Source organism: Paenibacillus lutrae (genome assembly GCF_009757775.1).
In the GTDB taxonomy this organism is placed as follows: Bacteria; Bacillota; Bacilli; order Paenibacillales; family NBRC-103111; genus Paenibacillus_F; species Paenibacillus_F lutrae.
In genome coordinates this window covers 116,008-134,865 of record NZ_RHLK01000005.1, presented here as the reverse complement: position 1 = coordinate 134,865, position 18,858 = coordinate 116,008, and the positions used below count along the sequence as shown (strand labels likewise).

Here is an 18,858-nt window from a genome sequence, read left to right as displayed (position 1 = left end):
AAGGAACCCTGCGGCACTTTAAATCAAGTAAATTTTTCCCGAATTCGAATCATATATTCTCCCCTTTGCTCATAGGATGACGGTAAAAGGGGGGGACAGGTATGATCTTATCCGTTCATAAGTGGCTTCAGCGGACCCGTTTTCTAATCCTGTTCATATCGTTGACCTATCTGCTCTACCGGCTGTTGTCCGTATTCTCGTATTGGGTAGAGCCCGCTGACAAATACAGGCATCCGGGCGGAGCTTCCGTCAAAGTTTTTCAGCAGCATAACCTTCACACGGACGGCAGTGCAACGATGTCGGAGAGACTCCGCTTGTTTTATTGGTACGGTGAATGAAGGAATTAGCGTTTGGGTGACGAATGGTATATAGACTCACTACCCCTGTCATAGGCGGGCTAAATGAAGGAGCAAGGGACCTTGAGACAAGATCTGGAAGTATTCATGGACTATTTGGAGCATGAGAAACGATTGTCCCGGAATACGCTTGAATCGTATTCTCGGGATTTGCTGCAGTACATAGATTTTCTTGAAGAGCAGAATGTGCACGATCTTGCTGAAACGAGCAAAGTACATGTCGTCACCTATATCGCCCGTCTGAAGCAACTGGGCAGAGCTACGGCGACTCAGTCCCGGACGCTTGTTTCCATTCGTTCGTTGTACAGCCACCTGATCAGAAGCAGACGAATGGAGCATGATCCTACGCGGGATATAGAGAATCCTAAGCAGGATAAAAAGCTTCCGCAGGTACTCACCCTGGAGGAGATGGAGCGCCTTCTCGGCGCTCCGCAGCCGGCCTCTACGAATGGCGTCCGCGACAAAGCCATGCTGGAAGTTCTGTACGCGACTGGTATCCGGGTGTCGGAACTGATCAGTCTGGATGTCGGAGATGTGAATACGAGTCTGGGCTTTGTTCGCTGCGTCGGTAGCGGTGCGAAGGAACGGATCATTCCGCTAGGCACTATGGCAGCCAAAGTCGTCGATGACTACGTATCGAATTCACGGCCGCTTCTCATGAAGCCCCATAAGCCCGAGACGGCTCTGTTCGTGAACCATCTGGGAACCAGAATGACGCGTCAGGGCTTCTGGAAGATGCTTAAAAGGTACTCGGCGGAAGCATCCATCGATAAAGACATAACGCCGCATACACTGCGGCACTCCTTCGCCACCCACCTGCTTGAGAACGGGGCGGATCTCCGCTCGGTGCAGGAAATGCTGGGGCATGCCGACTTGTCTACCACTCAGGTGTACACCCATGTGACACGAAGCAAGATGAAGGAAGTTTATGACCGGTCTCATCCCCGCGCCAAGATGACCTGAGCCATAGCCTTGGCAATTAAGCGGGCAGCAGCAGCTTCTTATTGCTGGCTCGGCAAGCGTGCAGAATCAGGTATCCGAAGATACCGGCTGCACGTTTCTTTCTTTATAGAACCGATCCGCAAAAAGGATCGTTATTTAAACATTTTTTTGCCGGATGACTTTGCATCTGCAGGGTAAAAATGAGATAATGTCCGTGGTGTTTTAGGCTGTATACGGTTTTAGGCAGCCCTTCTGCCGCGGAGTGTTTAATCAGTCTTCCGGTTTCTTAAGCCCAGACTCTCGCAGCAGCTGTATTCGCACTTAGGAGGCTTTAGCGAAGCCGTGTACCTCTGCCATACATAGGCAATTTACCGATTACCCGTATTCGTGTTACCCGCATAATTGTACAAGCTTTAACGAGTCTGAGAGAGCCTGTGAACAAGATCTAAACCTATTTGAAAGGGTGTCCTTACTATGAACAATGAAAAAGAGCGCATTTCTGAAGCGGCTGTGTATATTGAGAAAGAACTTGGCTTCCGTCCAACCATCGGTCTTATTCTCGGTTCAGGACTCGGGGTCCTGGCGGATCTGATTGAAGATGCCGTAGTGGTGGCCTACAAAGATATTCCGCATTTTCCGGTCTCCACCGTTGAAGGTCATGCCGGCGAACTGGTAGCGGGCCGTATCAAAGGCCGCGAGGTTGTCATGATGAAAGGCCGTTTTCATCAATACGAAGGATACGGGGCGGAGACCGTTGCTTTTCCTGTCCGTGTTATGAAAGCGCTCGGCGTCAGCACCCTGATCGTGACCAATGCTGCAGGCGGCGTGAATACTTCGTATGAAGTCGGTGATCTGATGGTCATTCAGGATCACATCAACTTCATGTTCCGCAACCCGCTGATCGGACCCAATGACGATGAACTGGGTCTCAGATTTCCCGATATGTCTGAAGCTTACAGCAGACGTCTGGGCAAACTTGCGCATGGGGTTGCAGAAAAACAGAACTTTTCGCTGCGCGAAGGCGTATATCTGGGTCTGCTCGGACCTACATATGAGACACCGGCTGAGATCCGCATGATTCGTACACTCGGTGCCGATGCGGTTGGAATGTCTACCGTACCGGAAGTTATCGTAGCCCGGCACGCAGGGATGGAAGTACTCGGCTTCTCCTGTATTTCCAACATGGCGGCAGGAATTCTGGATCAGCCGCTGTCCCATCAGGAAGTCATGGAAACAACGGAACGCGTCAAACCAAAATTCCTGAAGCTCATTCTGGGCATTATCGAAGAACTGTAAGCAATCAGGACCTTTTTTGCAAAGATTGTTAGCGAGAGGGAAAGGTATTTCCTGAGCAATCGCAAGAATCGTCATAGGGTGACAAAAGCAAAAAGATGGAGATCTGCAAGGATGTCATGAAATCACATTTTTTTGTTATTTGTAGACGATCCCTTGCATTCTGGACTAAAAATCACGGAATTGTCACAAATTATTCGAAGTTTCAGTTGCGAAGGGATTAGGCAATTTCCATAATTTTAGGTACAATAATTAGGTAATTACGCGATGGGGGGATCTTCATGTACAAGTGGTTAATGTTTGTACTTTTTATCGGTGCCAGTGCTATGGGGATAGGGTTCCTATTTTCAGATATTTCAGCCCGACAAGCCGAGATGGCAGCTGAGCAGACTGCAGGCCCGAGCCTGAAACTTTCAGCAACGAACTGGAAATTTGATCAGCAAGAGTATAAGATTCCAAAAGGTCAGACCAAAGTTTCCCTGATTAACAAAGAAGGTATCCATGCAGTTGACATCACAGGTGAAGGTCTGGATATCAAGCTGGATGCACAGAACAAATCTCAGGATGTTAACTTTGAGAAGCCCGGCAAATACGAAATTCATTGCGTTCTTCCATGTGGAGAAGGCCACGCTGATATGAAAGCTGTTTTGATCGTTGAATAATAGGCTTACACAGCTCAGGAAAGGGAGCCCGGAAGGGCTCCCTTTCTTTTTTATGCGAACGGGGTATGAAGATAAGATAGTTTTGACATCCGGATTAATGCAGTTAAAAGGGCTTCCTTGCATCGTTTGGTGCATGGGAGCCTTTTGTTTCCTTTTTAACCGTGCCACAGGGGCAAAAGAAAAGACTGCCGTAAAAATAAACGTATTCGCAAGCGGAAGCGGAATATTATTCCTGAAACTGGTCAAGACTTGTTACTGATATTTCTAGTTTTCCGCGAGATGCGATTTGTTTTAGGAGAATTAATGAACAGGAGGGGTAGAAACGATGTTGAAAAAAGTGTGCGGCGCCCTGCTATGTATACAAATAGTGCTCACAGCCGTCATGCCGGCCGTCCTGGCTAAAGAGGAAAAGGCTCAACCGGTAGACCTGACGCCAAGTGCCTTGTCGGCCGTTCTGATGGATGCCGATTCGGGTACGATTATCTCGAACAAGAATATGGATACCAAGCTGCCGCCCGCCAGTATCACGAAAGTGATGACGATGCTCCTGATTGTCGAAGCGGTGGATGCGGGCAAAATTAAAATGACGGATAAAGTCAGTACGAGTGAATACGCGGCTTCAATGGGAGGTTCGCAAATCTTCCTGGAGCCGGGTGAAGAGATGTCTGTCGAAGAGATGCTGAAAGGGATCGCGATGGCGTCCGGCAATGATGCTTCCGTTGCTATGGCTGAGAAAATCGCAGGCTCGGAAGAGAACTTTGTCGCCATGATGAATGAGCGCGCCAAAGAGCTCGGGATGAATAACACCCATTTTGTTAATTGCAATGGGCTTCCGGCGGAGAACCACTATTCCACCGCCCATGATATTGCGATTATGTCCCGGGAACTGCTCAAACATTCGGAGATCACCAAATTTACCGGAAGCTATCAGGATTATCTTCGTAAAGATTCCGCCAAGCCTTTCTGGCTGGTGAATACGAACAAACTGGTCCGCTTCTACACGGGTGCCGATGGTTTGAAAACCGGCTATACGGGCGAAGCCAAGTTTTGCTTATCCGCTACAGCGGCGCGGGACGGCTTCCGGGTTATTGCCGTAGTTATGGGCGAGCCCAATACGAAAACACGCAATGCGGAAGTGGCGAAATTGTTTGATTACGCATTTGCGCAGTATACGAATTTCCCGATTTTCAAAGCGGGGGATGCACTTGGCGAGTTAAAAGTAAGCAAGGGAAGCTTATCGACGGTTCCGCTTACCGCGAGCCGCTCATACAGCATCCTCCTCAAAAAAGGCGAGACCAAAGAAGGTATCCGCCATGAGCTTCAGCTCCAGCAAGATCTGATGCCGCCCATTGCGAGAGGTCAGTCCATCGGCAAGGTCGTTGTCTACAAGAATGACGCCGTGCTGACGGAGTATCCGGTCGAATCCCCGGTTGATGTGGCAAAAGCAGGCTGGTGGACACTGTTTAAGAGAACCGCCAGAAGCATGTTCGGCAATGAGTAATAAGTCGTAATTCCCCGCAACATAAGGGCTTTTGACGCTTTTCTTCTAGTTTTGTCAGCAGGCAGGAAATGCTAGGAGGGTTGTAGAACTTGTGAGTCATGTGGGAAGGAGTGGCATGACACATGAGTCTGCAAATCGAATTCGAGCAGGGAAGAAAAGTGCTAGTCGTCCGTCTGAAAGGGGAACTCGATCATCATACGGCAGATGTGGTCAAAGCCCGCATGGAAGAAGCTATTTTCCGGCAGGATACCAAGCATCTGGTGTTAAGCCTGAAGGATTTGTCTTTTATGGACAGTTCCGGGCTTGGAGTGATTCTGGGACGATACAAACAGATCACGGGTAAGGGCGGCCGGATGGTCGTGTGCGACGTGTCACCTGAAGTTTACCGGTTGTTTGAATTATCCGGCATGTTCAAGATCGTATCGATCCAAGAGAACGAGAGATCGGCCATCTCCAGTCTGGAGGTCGCGCTATGAGCGAGAAGAACTTCATGAAGCTCCAATTCGCGAGCAAATCAGAGAATGAAGCTTTTGCGCGTGTTGCTGTTGCATCCTTTATCTCACAGCTCGATCCTACTATGAATGAATTGACGGATATCAAGACGGTGATTTCCGAAGCGGTGACGAACTGCATCATCCACGGATATGACAACAAGCCCGATGGCATTGTGACCATCACAACGGAAATCAATGAGGATGAAGTGTTTATTACGGTAGAAGACAACGGGGCCGGTATCGCGGATCTGGAAGAGGCCAAACAGCCGCTCTTTACGTCCAAGCCTGAACTGGAAAGATCCGGTATGGGATTTACCATTATGGAGAATTTCATGGATGAGGTGGACATTATTTCCGAAATCGGAACGGGCACTCGCATACGGATGAAGAAACGAATTGAATCCAAAAAAGCTTTGGTTAATTAGGGGTTTGATACCATGGACGTCGATTTGAAAGGTTCCTCGAACAGTTTCCTGGATGATAGTGAAGTCAAGCGACTAATCGCACTCAGCCAATCGGGCGATTCACTCGCCCGCGAGCGGCTGGTTAACTCAAACATCCGGCTCGTCTGGTCCGTGGTTCAGCGCTTTCTGAACCGTGGCTACGAAGCCGAGGATTTGTTTCAAATCGGCTGTATCGGACTGCTCAAATCGGTCGACAAGTTTGATTTGTCGTATGATGTGAAGTTTTCCACCTATGCGGTTCCGATGATCATCGGGGAAATTCAAAGATTCCTCCGGGATGACGGAACACTCAAAGTCAGCCGATCTCTTAAGGAACTGGCCAGCAAAATCCGTAAAGCCAAGGATGAGTTGTCCAAAGGGATGAACCGTCTGCCCACCATTAAAGAAGTGGCGGAAATGCTGGGAATCACCCCGGAAGAAGTTGTGTTTGCCCAGGAAGCAAGCAAGCCTCTGTCATCCATTCATGAGACGGTATTTGAGAATGACGGTGACCCGATCACCCTCATGGATCAGATTGCCGACGAGACGCAGGATAAATGGTTTGAGAAGCTTGCGCTCAATGAAGCAATAGGGGCTCTGAATGAACGGGAACGGCTGATTGTATATCTCCGCTACTTCAGGGATCAGACACAGTCGGAGGTCGCCAGCAGGCTCGGGATTTCCCAGGTTCAGGTATCACGGCTAGAGAAAAAAATATTGCAGTCCATCAAGGACCAGATTGCTCAATGATAGAAAAGAACTAAAGATGCTCTTTAGAGTGGATCACGAACACCAACGGGTGTATCGGTTCATTCTAAAGAGTTTTTTACGTAAATCGGGTATAAATCACTGGACTTTGTATCGTATTCTGCGCTAAAAGTTCCAATCAAGCTTAATAAAGAGGTATAAGCTCGTTCTATTCGTAATTTTGCCGGCCGGCCCCGTGCCGGTTTTTTGCCTTTTCTAGAGCTAGGAAAGGCAAAGAAGGCTGCCCGTTCCGGACAGCCTAGAATGGATACCAGGCGGACTTTATTTCACAACAGCGTCATCCTGGAAGAAGAATGAGATGCTGTATAGACCCGCCAGCCCGACAAGGGTATAGATGATTCTGCTGAACGCGGAGGAATCGCGATGCACCTCACCTCCGAAAATAGCGGAGACTAGATCCCACTCGAAGATGCCGACAAGCAGCCAGTTCAGCGCCCCTATAATAATGAGGGTAAGAGCTAGTCTGGACATGGATATGTTCACCACCTGTTTAGAGTAGATACTTGCTGCCTTTAATGTTCCTCAACGGTTCACGGTTATTCATCGCCTCTGAGCATAAGAAGCATACATTGATTGAAAATGGTTAATTTGACCAAACCGGTTTGACGGCAGTTCTTGGATTATCTTGTGCTGAGCTTCGCATACTACTGGCAAAAGGATGGTTTGGGGAGCTGATATAAATGAATCAAACCACCGCTGCTTGTCTCTATATCCGGCTGCGACGGAGAGTCAGCGTATCGCCGAATGAAACCGTTAAGCTGGATAAGATTGCTCAGCTTATCGCCGAGCCTGCATACGAAGCCGCTTTGAAAGACCTGACGGTCGTCAGGCTGCAGACAAAGGATGGGAACCGGGTTCTGGTCGATATGCTCAGCATAGTGGCGAAGATTAAAAGCCTGTATCCTCATCTGCAAATCGAACATTTTGGCGAGCCTCACACGCTTTTGGAAGTGCAGACGGCTGCCCGCAAGCCCAATCTGCTGTTTCTTGCAGCTGTATGGATTTTGTTGTTTATAGGTTCGGGTCTCACAATCATGAACTTTCACGCGGACGTGTCCATGGTTGAAGTGCACCGGCGCGTCTATGAATTGTTAACCGGTAACCGCAGTGAGCATCCTTTCCTGCTGCAACTTACATATTCAATCGGGCTTGGCATTGGAATGTCCGTGTTCTTCAATCATTTCTTTAAGAAAAAATTTAATGAAGAACCGAGTCCTCTCGAGGTTGAAATGTTCACCTACCAGGAGAACATCGACCGCTATACGATTGCAGAGGAGTATCTGACCTTAGCCGATGAAAAGAAGCCAACACCATGAACGCGCTTCTGGGCTGGTCAGCGGCAGCTGTCTTCGGATTAGCCGGAGGGATCGCGGTAGGAAGCGGTATGGTGGCTTTCCTGCTAGTGCTGGATATCATACCGCGGCTCTTGCAGATCAGCAGGGCTGTAAACCGGATCCGAAGCTGCGAAGCAGCCGTTATAACAGGATCTCTAACCTTTACTGTGCTCGATTTTATGGATTGGCATCTATCTGCGCCTCTTTGGTGGACAGGCTTCTTCGGCCTATTCGCGGGAGCTTTTGTCGGCATGCTTTCTGCCGCGTTGACGGAAATCATCAATGTGCTTCCCGTGCTGGCCAAACGGGTGGGAGTTGCTTCACATATGGTATGGCTCCTGATGGCAATGATCTTGGGTAAGGTGCTCGGTTCGTTGTTCGAATGGTTCATTTATTGAGGAATGAAGGAGGAAGAACAGGTGAAGAAGTTAATGGGCCAGATGATGGACAAAAAACGCGAGAACAAACAATCAGCGGAATCCCGGCAGCCCGAGGCACTGCAGATCGATGAAGCAGGGAACTTATTTACGGCTTCGGATAGCTCGATTGACAGCTCTGAGTCCTCTGATGACAGCAGAACCGATTTTGGAATCAAGGCGATCTTACAGGATACTAACAAGGTGACGCCTTCTGCTCAAGATGAGCAAACCGGTCAGAACGATTCGTCCGGTTCAGGAACTGTCTCTGCCGGCGGCAAGGACCCAGCCGCTTCCAGGGGCGATGTCAGCAGAGAGACGGCAAAAGAGCGGCAGAACTCAGCCGAAGCTCCAGAAAACGCGAATCAACAGCAGGAACCGCAGTCTTCAAAGAAGCCGGATCAAAAAAATGACCCGATCCCTTTTAAAATGGAAGCGATTAAAGCCGAGCTGGAAAAACGGACTGGATTGGGTACTTCCTTTGACCTTGTTCTTCGGGAAATGGTATTCGATACGATTCGTACCGGGTTTTTCTATGTCAATGGATTCGCCAAGGACGATGTGCTGACGCTTGTGCTCGATCGGTTATCGACGGTTCATGATGAAGCGATGCGGACAGCGCCCGCCAATGCGCTGAGAGAGTATCTCATCCCTCATATCCAAGTCGAGCCCTACGAAACGATGGAAGAAGTAATCGGACAAGTTCTGGCCGGAGGCACGGCTGTATTCATCGAAGGAGAGAAGCAGGCAATCGTTATCGATGCCAAGAAATTCCCTTCCCGGTCAACGGAAGAACCGGATTTGGAACGGGTGGTCCGTGGTGCCAGAGACGGCTTCGTAGAGACACTGATGACGAATGTAGCGTTAGTACGAAGACGGATCCGGGATCCGCAGCTCAGGCTGGAAATCACACAGGTAGGTAAGCGCACGAGCACAGATATCTGCATCGCATATATTAACGATATAGCGAACAACGATCTCGTGCAGTCTTTGCGGGATAAAATCAAACAAGTTCAGATTGACGGAATTCCGCTGGCCGAGAAGCAGCTGGAAGAAGCCATAATGAACAGCAGCTGGAACCCTTATCCGAATGTAAGGTATACGGAACGGCCGGACGTGGCGTCGGCTCATCTGCTCGAAGGGCATGTCATTGTCATGGCGGATACGTCGCCGAGCGTCATGATCATGCCGACCACCTTCTTCCATCACGTGCAGCATGCGGAAGAGTACCGCCAGCTTCCTATTATCGGCAGTTACCTCCGATGGGTAAGATTCATGGGGATGCTGGCTTCGATTTTCCTGCTTCCACTGTGGTACCTGATGGTGATGGAACCTTCCTTAAAGCCGGCGGGGCTTGAATTTATCGGACCTCAGGAGCTGGGTCAAATTCCAATCCTGGTTCAATTCCTGCTTGCGGAGCTGGGGATTGACCTCATGAGAATGGCCTCCGTGCATACTCCGACACCTCTGTCGGTAGCCATGGGTCTGGTGGCCGCAATCCTGATCGGGGACATCGCGGTCAAAACAGGCTTGTTCACGAACGAGATCATTTTCTACATTTCAATAGCAACGATCGGCATGTTCGCCACACCGAGTTATGAGCTTAGTCTGGCTAACCGGATTGTCCGGCTTCTGCTGCTTTTTGCGGTAGCGATCTTCAAAGTGCCGGGCTTCGTAGGGTTGTGTACCCTGTGGCTCATTTTCTTATGTGCGCAGCGTTCCTATAACGCGCCCTACATGTGGCCGTTTATTCCCTTTAACGGGAAAGGGCTGCTTAACATTGTGTTCCGGCTTCCGGTGCTGAAGCATAAGACCCGGCTCAGTATTACAAGAGCCAAAGATGTCACGCGTCAGCCGCCTGATAAAAGCCCGGCGTGACCGCTTTATTTTCTCTGTAAAAAGTTGTGTTGTCAGCCCGGTGACATTATGATACTTTAATTAATAATGTAACGGAGAGCTACACGGAGAAATGTAGAGGATAACGGTGACGAAGAGGGGAAACTGACGATGTATCTTCATGGAACTAGCAAAATTAACGATAAAGGGCACCTGGAAATAGGCGGTGTCGATTCCACCGAGCTTGCCCAGCGTTATGGAACGCCGCTGTATGTTATGGATGAGGCACTGGTGCGCAGACGCTGCCGCGAATTTGTCGATGCGTTCCAAGCGACTGGTTTGAAATTTCAGGTAGCTTACGCAAGTAAAGCACTTTGTGTCATGGCTATGTGCCGCATTGTGGAACAAGAGGGGCTCTCTCTGGACGTGGTTTCCGACGGGGAGCTGTACACAGCCCTTCAGGCAGGATTCCCGCCGGAACGCATTCACTTCCATGGCAACAACAAAACGCCTATGGAAATTGAGATGGCGCTCGATGCCGGAATCGGCTGCTTCGTAGTGGACAATCTCACGGAACTTCGCCTTCTGAACGCCATTGCCGGCGAGAAAAAGAAGCAGGTTCCGATTCTATTGAGAATAACACCGGGTGTAGAAGCTCACACGCATGAGTACATTTCGACGGGCCAGATCGATTCGAAGTTCGGCTTTGATCTGGGCAACGGTGCAGCTTTTGAAGCGGTGCACGAAGCGTCCCAGTCTGCTCATGTGCGGCTTCTTGGTATCCATTCCCATATTGGCTCACAGATTTTTGAAGTAGAGGGCTTCTCCCTTGCCGCCGAGAAAATGGCATCCTTCGCATCCCGTGTAAGGGATGAACTCCAAATCGTATTCCCGGTAATTAACCTGGGTGGCGGATTCGGCGTACGTTATGTGGAAGGTGACACCCCGCTTCCCATGTCGACTTATGTGGAGGCGATCGCTGAAGCTGTCAAGACACAGTTCCATGCGGTTTCCTATCCGATGCCGGAAATTTGGATTGAGCCGGGCCGCAGTATTGTAGGCGATGCGGGTACGACTTTGTATACGGTCGGAACGAGCAAAGACATTCCGGGCGTACGCAAATACGTGGCGGTAGATGGCGGAATGACGGATAATCCTCGTCCGGCCTTATACCAATCCGAATACGAGGCCATGCTTGCCAACCGGGCTAATGACGCGGCAGATGAGCAGGTATCCATTGCAGGCAAGTGCTGTGAAAGCGGCGATATGCTCATTTGGGATGTGCAGCTGCCTGCCGTGAACAGCGGTGACATTCTTGCGGTAGCCAGCACGGGCGCTTATAACTATGCGATGGCCAGCAACTATAACCGGATCCGCAGACCGGCTCTGGTTTTCGTGAAGGACGGGGAGTCCGATCTGGCTGTCAAGAGGGAGACGCATGAGGATCTTGTTCGCAATGACGTCGTACCTGAGCGGATGAAACAGAAAGAAACAGCCCGGTAACAGACTTCTAATCCGGTAGAGGTTCGTTTATTTCGTTCATTAAGATGCGCATGCGGATAAATAGGCGGGAGAGAACCGGAGGTGTGATCCGGTTCTTTTCTTTTACAGGGTAAGGACAGGGAACAAAGAAGGGAAATTCAAAGAGGTGGCCTTTTTTTCCTTATTTGTGCATGCAGATGTTTTGGAGTACAATGTAAAGGATTGCTTGTTCAATCTTAATTACCGCAATCTATGCAGGAACCTATACATAAAAGGAGAGTGTTTTACATGGCAAAACAAGCGAAAATCACGATGGCAGGCGGCGGAGAAGTTGTGATCGACCTGTTCGAGAAGGATGCTCCGAACACGGTAGCGAACTTCGAGAAACTGGCTCAATCCGGGTTCTATAACGGCCTGAACTTTCACCGCGTAATTCCGGGCTTCGTAGCTCAAGGCGGCTGCCCGAACGGCAGTGGTACCGGCGGTCCAGGCTACACGATCGACTGTGAAATCAACCCGAACAAACATGAGCGCGGTACACTTGCGATGGCACATGCGGGCCGCAATACAGGTGGCAGCCAGTTCTACATCTGCTACCAGCCGCAGCCTCACCTGGACGGACAACATACCGTTTTCGGTAAAGTTGTCAAAGGTATGGAGTATGTCGATGCTTTCAAGGGACGCGACGTTATGGAGAAAGTTGAAATTGTAGAAGCTTAATAAAATTGCCTCAAGCCGGAGTTAAGTCTGGCCGCTGGCAGTTTTTCCCAGGAAAGCCCTGTTTTCGCGCATATATGATGTGCGAAAACAGGGCTTTCCTTCGTCTTGGAATGGAGGTAGGAGAGGGAGCTGAAGACCCGGTTAGTGCTGCTGAGCGCGGTTCTCCCGTTTGTTATTAGGCCTGGATACAACGACTAAACAGCCTGGCTGCGTTAATTCTGCCTGGATGACTTCCGAGAGCGAGTTAACTCCCGACTGATCAAGAAGCATCCAGAGCTCTGCTTTGGTAAAACCGGCTGTATACAGGTGGAGAGGGAACACGTGCCCATAGGAAACGAGTGGGAAAGGATAATGGGGAGCCTCTTTATCCGGGACGGATAGGGCGTACGTTCTCAGGTCCGGGGAATGGGGCATATAAGAATTCCTTTCTTATCCGGTATCGGCTCATGCTGATCGCTTTACTTATGGATGATCATCCGTGATCCGTGCTATCACCATATCCCGGATAGGCAGCTTTTATACGCAAGGAACTTTATATCCGACTCTTTTTGTTGTATATAAACTTGATTTTTTAAAGACACAATGGTACTATTCAGTCAAACCAATTACAATCGCATAATTGAGTTATCCTTCGGGGCAGGGTGAAATTCCCTACCGGCGGTGTTGCAGCAGTACCGGATTACCGGACTGCGGCTTAGTCCGTGACCCGGAATCTGATTATCCAGCGTACCAACGCAAGATCTTCAGGCTCCGGCTGACTTGGTGAGAGTCCGAGACCGACAGTTACAGTCTGGATGGGAGAAGGAGAAGAAAAGAATCCGTGTGCTAATGTTTGAACGTACCTTTCTTATCTATTGTCTTCGATACAGGAGCGGATGGGATCCAGTCGTCATTTCGTTGGTTTGATTTGACATATGGTGGATTAATTGTGTATACCTACATTCCTTGCCAAGACAATACGAGATGAATAGGCCAGGAACCTTTCCTTGAGACTGTATGGGGATGGGGAATTCCTTTGTTTGCTGACGCTTGAAGACAGCTATTCCGGTTGAATTTCTGTATGTGCCGACTGTATTGTGCAGCACACGCATCGATTTCTCTGGAGACTGCTGATCTTTCTTTCCGTATAGGCAATTAAAGAAAATCCTGGACAGGTACAAGTCTCAGGTGGAGTAATGAAACTCTGCCGCTGCTTAGCTGTAACGTAAAGACTGCTCTCGTGCAGACCTTTCTTACTGCTGCGCAGCTAGACGGTAAACTTAGTAAACCGCTGATCTTTATTCTTTGTCGACTTTCATCTTACAACGACCCCCGTTCATTGGAACCGGGGTCTTTTTGATGTTTTAGCGGATAGCACGACGGCTTTTACGGAATTAGGTTTAAATTTCACCGGATGAGGAGCGACAAAACCATGCTTCAACCTTTGCAGGATGAAACTTATATGCGTCTTGCGCTCCAGATGGCGCAAAGTGCTCAAGGCCAGACCGGGGTAAATCCGGTCGTGGGCTGTGTGCTTGTCAAGGACGGCCGCGTCGTTGGCATGGGCGCGCATCTCAGGCGGGGCGAAGGCCACGCAGAGGTGCTGGCGCTGCAGATGGCCGGGGCGGAAGCGGCCGGAGCCACCGCGTACGTCACGCTGGAGCCGTGCAGCCATTATGGGCGCACGCCTCCATGCAGCGACCGGCTCATCCAGAGCGGGGTGCGCCGCGTCGTCGTAGCCTCGGTGGATCCGAACCCGCTCGTTGCGGGCTCCGGCATCGCGAGGCTGAAGAGCAGCGGCATCCGGGTGGATGCCGGTCTGCTCGCGGAAGAGGCGAACGCCTTGAACGAGGCGTTCAATAAATTCATCGTGACCCGGCTGCCTTTTGTCACGATGAAGAACGCGAGCACGCTCGACGGTAAAATTGCTGCCCGCACAGGCGACAGCAAATGGATTACCGGCGCCCCGGCGCGCGAGCTCGTGCACACGATGCGGCACCGGCATGCCGCCATCATGGTCGGCATCGGCACGGTGCTTGCCGATGATCCCGAGCTGACCACCCGGCTGGCCGTACCGGCGCTCCACCCGCTGCGGGTCGTCGTCGACTCGCAGCTGAGGACGCCGCTGTCCGCGCGGGTGCTGCCGGGTCAGGATGGGGGGCCGACGCTCATCCTGACCACCGCAGGCGCCCCGGCTTCAAGACGCGAAGCGCTTGAAGCGCACGGCGCCCGGGTGCTGACGTGCGGCAGCGGACCGCACGTCGATCTTCCGCTCGCGATGAGGCTGCTCGGCGAGATGGAAATCCCCTCCGTCCTCCTGGAGGGCGGAGGACGGCTCAGCGGGGCGATGCTGGAGAGCCGGCTTGTCGACAAGGCGGTCCTCTTCTTCGCCCCGAAGTGGATTGGCGGCGGGGCACAGGCACCCGACAACGTCTCATTCGGCGGCTTCGGCCGAATGAGCGAGGCGATCCGGCTGGCCCGCATGACGGTTCAAACGGTCGGCGACGATGTCTGTCTGACCGGGTATCCGCAGTACGCCGAAGAGGAGGCTTCATCATGTTTACCGGAATAATTGAAGAAATCGGCGTGATGCGCCGGATACACAAACAAGGTCAGGCTATGGTGCTGACGATCGGTGCCTCTCTGATTCTGGAAGATGTCAAACTGGGTGACAGCATTGCCGTTAATGGTGTTTGCCTGACGGTGATCGCCTTCGATAAACACACATTTGCCGTAGACGTGATGCCCGAGACCTACCGTAAGACGAACCTGAACGGACTTCAGACAGGAGCCCGGGTTAATCTGGAGAGGGCGATGCCGGCGAGCGGCAGGTTCGGCGGGCACATCGTGCAGGGTCATGTCGATAGTACAGCCACTATCCGTACGCGGACTCCTGAAGAGAACGCGGTTGTCTATCGTTTGCAGCCGGCCAGTCCGGATGTGATGCGCTATATGATACCAGGCGGTTCGATTACGATTGACGGGATTTCATTGACTCTGGTAGATGTAACGGAGCAGACCTTCGCGGTCTCCATTATCCCCCACACGCTGGCTCAGACCGTCCTGCAGGATAAGCATCCGGGGGACACGGTAAACATGGAATGTGATGTACTGGGGAAATATATTGAAAAACTTCTGCAGCCTTCGGCAGCAAAAGGGACTGGCTCCGCCGCTTCACGGGGTGGACTAACGAAAAACTTTTTAGCTGAGAACGGCTTTTTCTAGACCAAGAAACAAAGGAGGGATTGGCATGGCTGAGAGAGAAACCTACACATTTCATTCGATAGAGGAGGCTGTTCAAGATCTGGCCGCGGGGAAAGTTATTATCGTCGTAGACGATGAAGACCGCGAGAACGAGGGCGATTTCATTGCCCTTGCGGATAAAGCGACCCCCGAAGTCATTAATTTCATGATCAGAGAAGGACGGGGCCTCGTGTGTACTCCGTTAACCGAAGAACGCGCCGGGGAACTGGACCTGCCCCCGATGGTTTCCCGCAATACGGATTATCACGGGACTGCCTTTACGGTTTCAATTGATCACGCGGATACCACTACGGGTATATCGGCTTATGAGCGTTCGCGTACCGTGCAGGCGCTCATTGATCCGGCTGCAAAGCCGCTGCATTTCCGTCGTCCCGGACATGTTTTTCCGCTTATCGCCAAGAAAGGCGGCGTGCTGCGCCGCGCAGGTCATACGGAAGCGGCGGTTGATCTCGCCCGTATGTGCGGCTCTTATCCGGCTGCCGTTATCTGTGAGGTGATTAAGGAAGACGGTACGATGGCGCGGGTGCCGGATCTGATGGACGTTGCCCGGATTCACGATCTCAAAATCATCACCATCCAGGATCTGATCCGCTACCGCAACGAGCAGGAGAAGCTTGTCCAGAGGGAAGTGGAAGCTAATTTGCCGACAGACTTCGGTACTTTCCGTGCTGTTGCGTATACGAATCAGATTGATCAGAAGGAACATGTAGCTTTAGTGAGGGGTGAGATCGACCCTTCTGTCCCTATTCTGGTACGTGTGCACTCCGAGTGTCTGACTGGCGACGTGTTTCATTCCCACCGGTGTGACTGCGGCCCTCAGCTGGCTTCGGCGCTGCAGCAGATCAATGAAGCAGGGGCCGGCATCCTTCTCTATATGCGCCAGGAAGGCCGCGGCATTGGTCTCATTAATAAGCTGAAGGCTTACGTTCTCCAGGAAGAAGGTCTGGATACCGTCCAAGCCAATGAAAAACTCGGCTTTGCACCGGATCTGAGGGAATATGGCGTGGGCGCCCAAATTTTGAAAGACCTCGGTGTGCGCCAAATGCGTCTGATGACCAACAACCCGCGTAAAATTACCGGTTTGGAAGGATATGGACTCGAAATTGTGGAGCGGGTTCCGATTCAGCTGCCCCACAACGAAGATAATGCCCGGTATTTACATACCAAGCAGGAAAAATTAGGGCATTTACTCACGTTTGATCCGAGCTGATTCTGTTTTTCGCAAAATATTTCTTTTTATATGGAAGATAGGTTTGTATACTAGAAGATGAAGGAGTAGGTACACATGGTCAAGAATTATGAAGGTAACCTCATTTCGCAAGGATTAACATATGGGATTGTTGTAGGTCGTTTTAACGAGTTTATTACATCCAAACTGCTGGCGGGAGCGCTCGATGCCCTGCAGCGTCATGGAGTTGAGGAAACCGAAATTGAAGTGGCTTGGGTACCGGGAGCATTTGAAATTCCTTTGATCGCTCAGAAAATGGCTGAAGCCGGAAAGTACGATGCGGTGATTACACTCGGAACGGTTATTCGCGGTTCGACACCGCATTTTGATTATGTTTGCAATGAAGCGGCGAAGGGTGTATCGGCTGTTTCACTTAAGACGGGGGTTCCTACGATTTTCGGCGTTCTGACTACCGACTCTATTGAGCAGGCTATCGAACGGGCAGGAACTAAAGCGGGTAACAAGGGCTGGGAAGCTGCTGTTACCGCCATTGAAATGGCAAATCTGACGAAGCAGATGAAGGGTTAAGCACGGCTATACCGCGGGCGTGCTCCCAGACGGCTGCAAGCAAGGATTCGAAAGCCCCGGCCTACTTGGACGGGGATCTTTTTTTTGGGAGAACGATGTTATGAAAATGCTGTATAAACTGGAAGTGTTCGAAGGGCCGCTCGATCTGCTGCTTCATTTGATCGATAAGTCCGAGGTTGACATCTATAATATCCCGATCAAGGACATTACGGAGCAGTACATGTCGTATGTCCAGGCTATGCATGAGCTGGAGCTGGAAGTTACCAGTGAATTTCTGGTTATGGCGGCTACGCTGCTCGCGATTAAGAGCAAAATGCTTTTGCCGAAACCGCCTGTACTGGATATGGAATTCGATTTCTACGAAGAGGAGGATGTTGATCCTCGCGCAGAGCTGGTGCAGAAGCTGATTGAATACCGTAAATACAAAGCGATAGCGGATTTGCTGAGGGATAAAGAGGTTGAACGGAGCCTGGTGTTTACCCGGGAACCGGAAGACCTGACGCCCTACACGCCGCAGATCCAGGAGAATCCGGTCAAAGGCTTGGGAGTAAGCGACTTGATGATGGCTTTTCAGCGGACACTCCGCAAAATGGGTCACCGCAATCAGGTCGCCAAAATCAGGCGCGATGAAATCTCCGTGAAAGACCGCATTGTCGATATTATTGAACTTCTTCAGAACAAGGGAGGACGCGTCTTGTTCTCGAAAATGTTCGAAAAGGACTGCAGCCGCGAGGAAATTGTAGTCACATTTTTAGCGATACTGGAACTGATGAAGATGAAGAAAATCCAGTGCTTCCAGCACAGGCTGTTCGATGACATCGTTATTCAGGCCAAGGAGGGAGAACTGTCCGATGGACTATCAACAGATGAAATCGATTATTGAAGGACTGCTCTTTGTAGCCGGGGACGAGGGACTCGACAAAAAGCAGCTGGCAGACGTACTGGAATCGGATGTGCATTTCATAACGGAACTGGTTGATGAATTAGCGGAAGATTTGCGCCGCACCGGACGAGGTATCCAAATCACGAGAGTTGCAGGCGCCTATCAGATGACGACCGTGCCGGAACACGCACCGTATTTCGAGCGTCTGGCGTACTCTCCATCCCGTTCCTCGCTATCTCAGGCAGCTCTGGAGACTTTGTCGATTGTAGCGTACAAACAGCCTATTACCCGTGTGGAGATTGAAGAAATCCGCGGAGTGAAATCCGAGCGTGCCCTGCACACGTTAATGGCGAAGGAGTTAATTATCGAGACCGGGCGCGCGGAAGCTATCGGGAGACCGATTTTGTACGGAACATCCAAGCCGTTTCTGGAATACTTCGGACTCAGCTCCATTCAGGAGCTTCCCGAATCGCCTTCTTTTGTAGGGGATTTCGATCTGGAGGAAGAGACGAAGCTCCTGTTCAACAAATTGGACGGAGACAATACCGACCAGCTCACCTTTGAGGATCTGGGCAGTGAAGAGAAGACATTAACAGCGGACGGGAACGATCTGGAACTTCTTCCTGTTCCGGATGAGGATGATCCACTTACAAGCTCTAAAGACAGCTCGGATTAATATTAAACCTATCAAACCAACGAACGGCGCCTTCCTTTTCATTTTGAAAAAGA

The 18,858-nt window shown here is 50.8% G+C and carries 21 protein-coding genes and 1 riboswitch; of the genes, 19 read left to right on the top strand and 2 right to left on the bottom strand.

Annotated elements, in window-relative coordinates; translation table 11 throughout:
• Positions 1-101 precede the first annotated feature (101 nt).
• The 8 genes from EDM21_RS11340 (at position 102) to sigF (ending at position 6,441) form a co-directional block, all read left to right on the top strand.
• Positions 102-338, top strand: a complete 237-nt coding sequence (locus EDM21_RS11340; RefSeq protein ID WP_157335563.1) for a DUF4227 family protein — start codon at positions 102-104, stop codon at positions 336-338.
• Positions 339-419: 81 nt separating this feature from the next.
• On the top strand, positions 420-1,319 hold the full coding sequence (xerD, locus tag EDM21_RS11335) for a site-specific tyrosine recombinase XerD (RefSeq protein ID WP_157335562.1): 900 nt from the start codon (positions 420-422) through the stop codon (positions 1,317-1,319).
• A 453-nt stretch (positions 1,320-1,772) separates the two neighbouring features.
• Positions 1,773-2,594 (top strand): purine-nucleoside phosphorylase, encoded by an 822-nt coding sequence (locus tag EDM21_RS11330; RefSeq protein ID WP_157335561.1) that lies wholly within the window; start codon positions 1,773-1,775, stop codon positions 2,592-2,594.
• Positions 2,595-2,872: 278 nt separating this feature from the next.
• Positions 2,873-3,253, top strand: a complete 381-nt coding sequence (locus EDM21_RS11325; RefSeq protein ID WP_068775338.1) for a cupredoxin domain-containing protein — start codon at positions 2,873-2,875, stop codon at positions 3,251-3,253.
• A gap of 325 nt (positions 3,254-3,578) precedes the next feature.
• On the top strand, positions 3,579-4,754 hold the full coding sequence (locus tag EDM21_RS11320) for a D-alanyl-D-alanine carboxypeptidase family protein (protein ID WP_157335560.1): 1,176 nt from the start codon (positions 3,579-3,581) through the stop codon (positions 4,752-4,754).
• A 122-nt stretch (positions 4,755-4,876) separates the two neighbouring features.
• Positions 4,877-5,230: an anti-sigma F factor antagonist gene (spoIIAA, locus tag EDM21_RS11315; protein WP_068775340.1), complete on the top strand. Its 354-nt coding sequence runs from the start codon at positions 4,877-4,879 to the stop codon at positions 5,228-5,230.
• Positions 5,227-5,673 carry an anti-sigma F factor gene (gene spoIIAB / locus EDM21_RS11310; RefSeq protein WP_157335559.1) on the top strand — a complete coding sequence of 149 codons (447 nt, stop codon included), beginning with the start codon at positions 5,227-5,229 and terminating at the stop codon, positions 5,671-5,673. The genes spoIIAA and spoIIAB overlap by 4 nt, the downstream gene beginning before the upstream one ends.
• A gap of 12 nt (positions 5,674-5,685) precedes the next feature.
• Entirely contained in the window at positions 5,686-6,441 is a 756-nt protein-coding gene (gene sigF / locus EDM21_RS11305) for an RNA polymerase sporulation sigma factor SigF (protein ID WP_068775342.1), read from the top strand.
• Between the two features lie 279 nt (positions 6,442-6,720).
• Here sigF and EDM21_RS11300 read toward each other — a convergent pair whose 3' ends face one another.
• A complete protein-coding gene (locus tag EDM21_RS11300; RefSeq protein ID WP_068775343.1) occupies positions 6,721-6,930 on the bottom strand; it encodes a DUF378 domain-containing protein in 210 nt (69 codons plus the stop codon).
• Positions 6,931-7,139: 209 nt separating this feature from the next.
• On the opposite strand from EDM21_RS11300, the gene EDM21_RS11295 reads away from it, so the two are divergent.
• From EDM21_RS11295 to EDM21_RS11275, 5 genes are all read left to right on the top strand, one after another.
• Positions 7,140-7,775 (top strand): stage V sporulation protein AA, encoded by a 636-nt coding sequence (locus EDM21_RS11295; RefSeq protein ID WP_157335558.1) that lies wholly within the window; start codon positions 7,140-7,142, stop codon positions 7,773-7,775.
• Positions 7,772-8,191 (top strand): stage V sporulation protein AB, encoded by a 420-nt coding sequence (locus tag EDM21_RS11290; protein ID WP_157335557.1) that lies wholly within the window; start codon positions 7,772-7,774, stop codon positions 8,189-8,191. The genes EDM21_RS11295 and EDM21_RS11290 overlap by 4 nt, the downstream gene beginning before the upstream one ends.
• 21 nt (positions 8,192-8,212) lie before the next feature.
• The gene (locus EDM21_RS11285) at positions 8,213-10,087 is read left to right on the top strand and encodes a spore germination protein (protein ID WP_338043971.1); all 1,875 of its coding nucleotides are present in this window, start codon (positions 8,213-8,215) and stop codon (positions 10,085-10,087) included.
• Between the two features lie 129 nt (positions 10,088-10,216).
• A complete protein-coding gene (gene lysA / locus EDM21_RS11280; RefSeq protein ID WP_157335556.1) occupies positions 10,217-11,548 on the top strand; it encodes a diaminopimelate decarboxylase in 1,332 nt (443 codons plus the stop codon).
• A gap of 267 nt (positions 11,549-11,815) precedes the next feature.
• Positions 11,816-12,247, top strand: a complete 432-nt coding sequence (locus EDM21_RS11275; protein WP_068775346.1) for a peptidylprolyl isomerase — start codon at positions 11,816-11,818, stop codon at positions 12,245-12,247.
• Between the two features lie 141 nt (positions 12,248-12,388).
• Here EDM21_RS11275 and EDM21_RS11270 read toward each other — a convergent pair whose 3' ends face one another.
• A complete protein-coding gene (locus tag EDM21_RS11270; protein WP_157335554.1) occupies positions 12,389-12,661 on the bottom strand; it encodes a hypothetical protein in 273 nt (90 codons plus the stop codon).
• A 209-nt stretch (positions 12,662-12,870) separates the two neighbouring features.
• Positions 12,871-13,057, top strand: a riboswitch (FMN riboswitch).
• Between the two features lie 601 nt (positions 13,058-13,658).
• Between EDM21_RS11270 and ribD the strand changes: the two genes are divergently transcribed.
• The 6 genes from ribD (at position 13,659) to scpB (ending at position 18,805) form a co-directional block, all read left to right on the top strand.
• Positions 13,659-14,798 (top strand): bifunctional diaminohydroxyphosphoribosylaminopyrimidine deaminase/5-amino-6-(5-phosphoribosylamino)uracil reductase RibD, encoded by a 1,140-nt coding sequence (ribD, locus tag EDM21_RS11265; protein WP_157335553.1) that lies wholly within the window; start codon positions 13,659-13,661, stop codon positions 14,796-14,798.
• Positions 14,783-15,451, top strand: a complete 669-nt coding sequence (ribE, locus tag EDM21_RS11260; protein ID WP_157335552.1) for a riboflavin synthase — start codon at positions 14,783-14,785, stop codon at positions 15,449-15,451. The genes ribD and ribE overlap by 16 nt, the downstream gene beginning before the upstream one ends.
• A gap of 25 nt (positions 15,452-15,476) precedes the next feature.
• Entirely contained in the window at positions 15,477-16,700 is a 1,224-nt protein-coding gene (locus EDM21_RS11255; RefSeq protein ID WP_157335550.1) for a bifunctional 3,4-dihydroxy-2-butanone-4-phosphate synthase/GTP cyclohydrolase II, read from the top strand.
• 75 nt (positions 16,701-16,775) lie between these two features.
• Entirely contained in the window at positions 16,776-17,246 is a 471-nt protein-coding gene (ribH, locus tag EDM21_RS11250) for a 6,7-dimethyl-8-ribityllumazine synthase (RefSeq protein WP_157335549.1), read from the top strand.
• A gap of 100 nt (positions 17,247-17,346) precedes the next feature.
• Positions 17,347-18,129 (top strand): segregation and condensation protein A, encoded by a 783-nt coding sequence (locus tag EDM21_RS11245; protein WP_157335548.1) that lies wholly within the window; start codon positions 17,347-17,349, stop codon positions 18,127-18,129.
• Positions 18,098-18,805: an SMC-Scp complex subunit ScpB gene (gene scpB / locus EDM21_RS11240; RefSeq protein WP_235918150.1), complete on the top strand. Its 708-nt coding sequence runs from the start codon at positions 18,098-18,100 to the stop codon at positions 18,803-18,805. The genes EDM21_RS11245 and scpB overlap by 32 nt, the downstream gene beginning before the upstream one ends.
• Positions 18,806-18,858 lie beyond the last annotated feature (53 nt).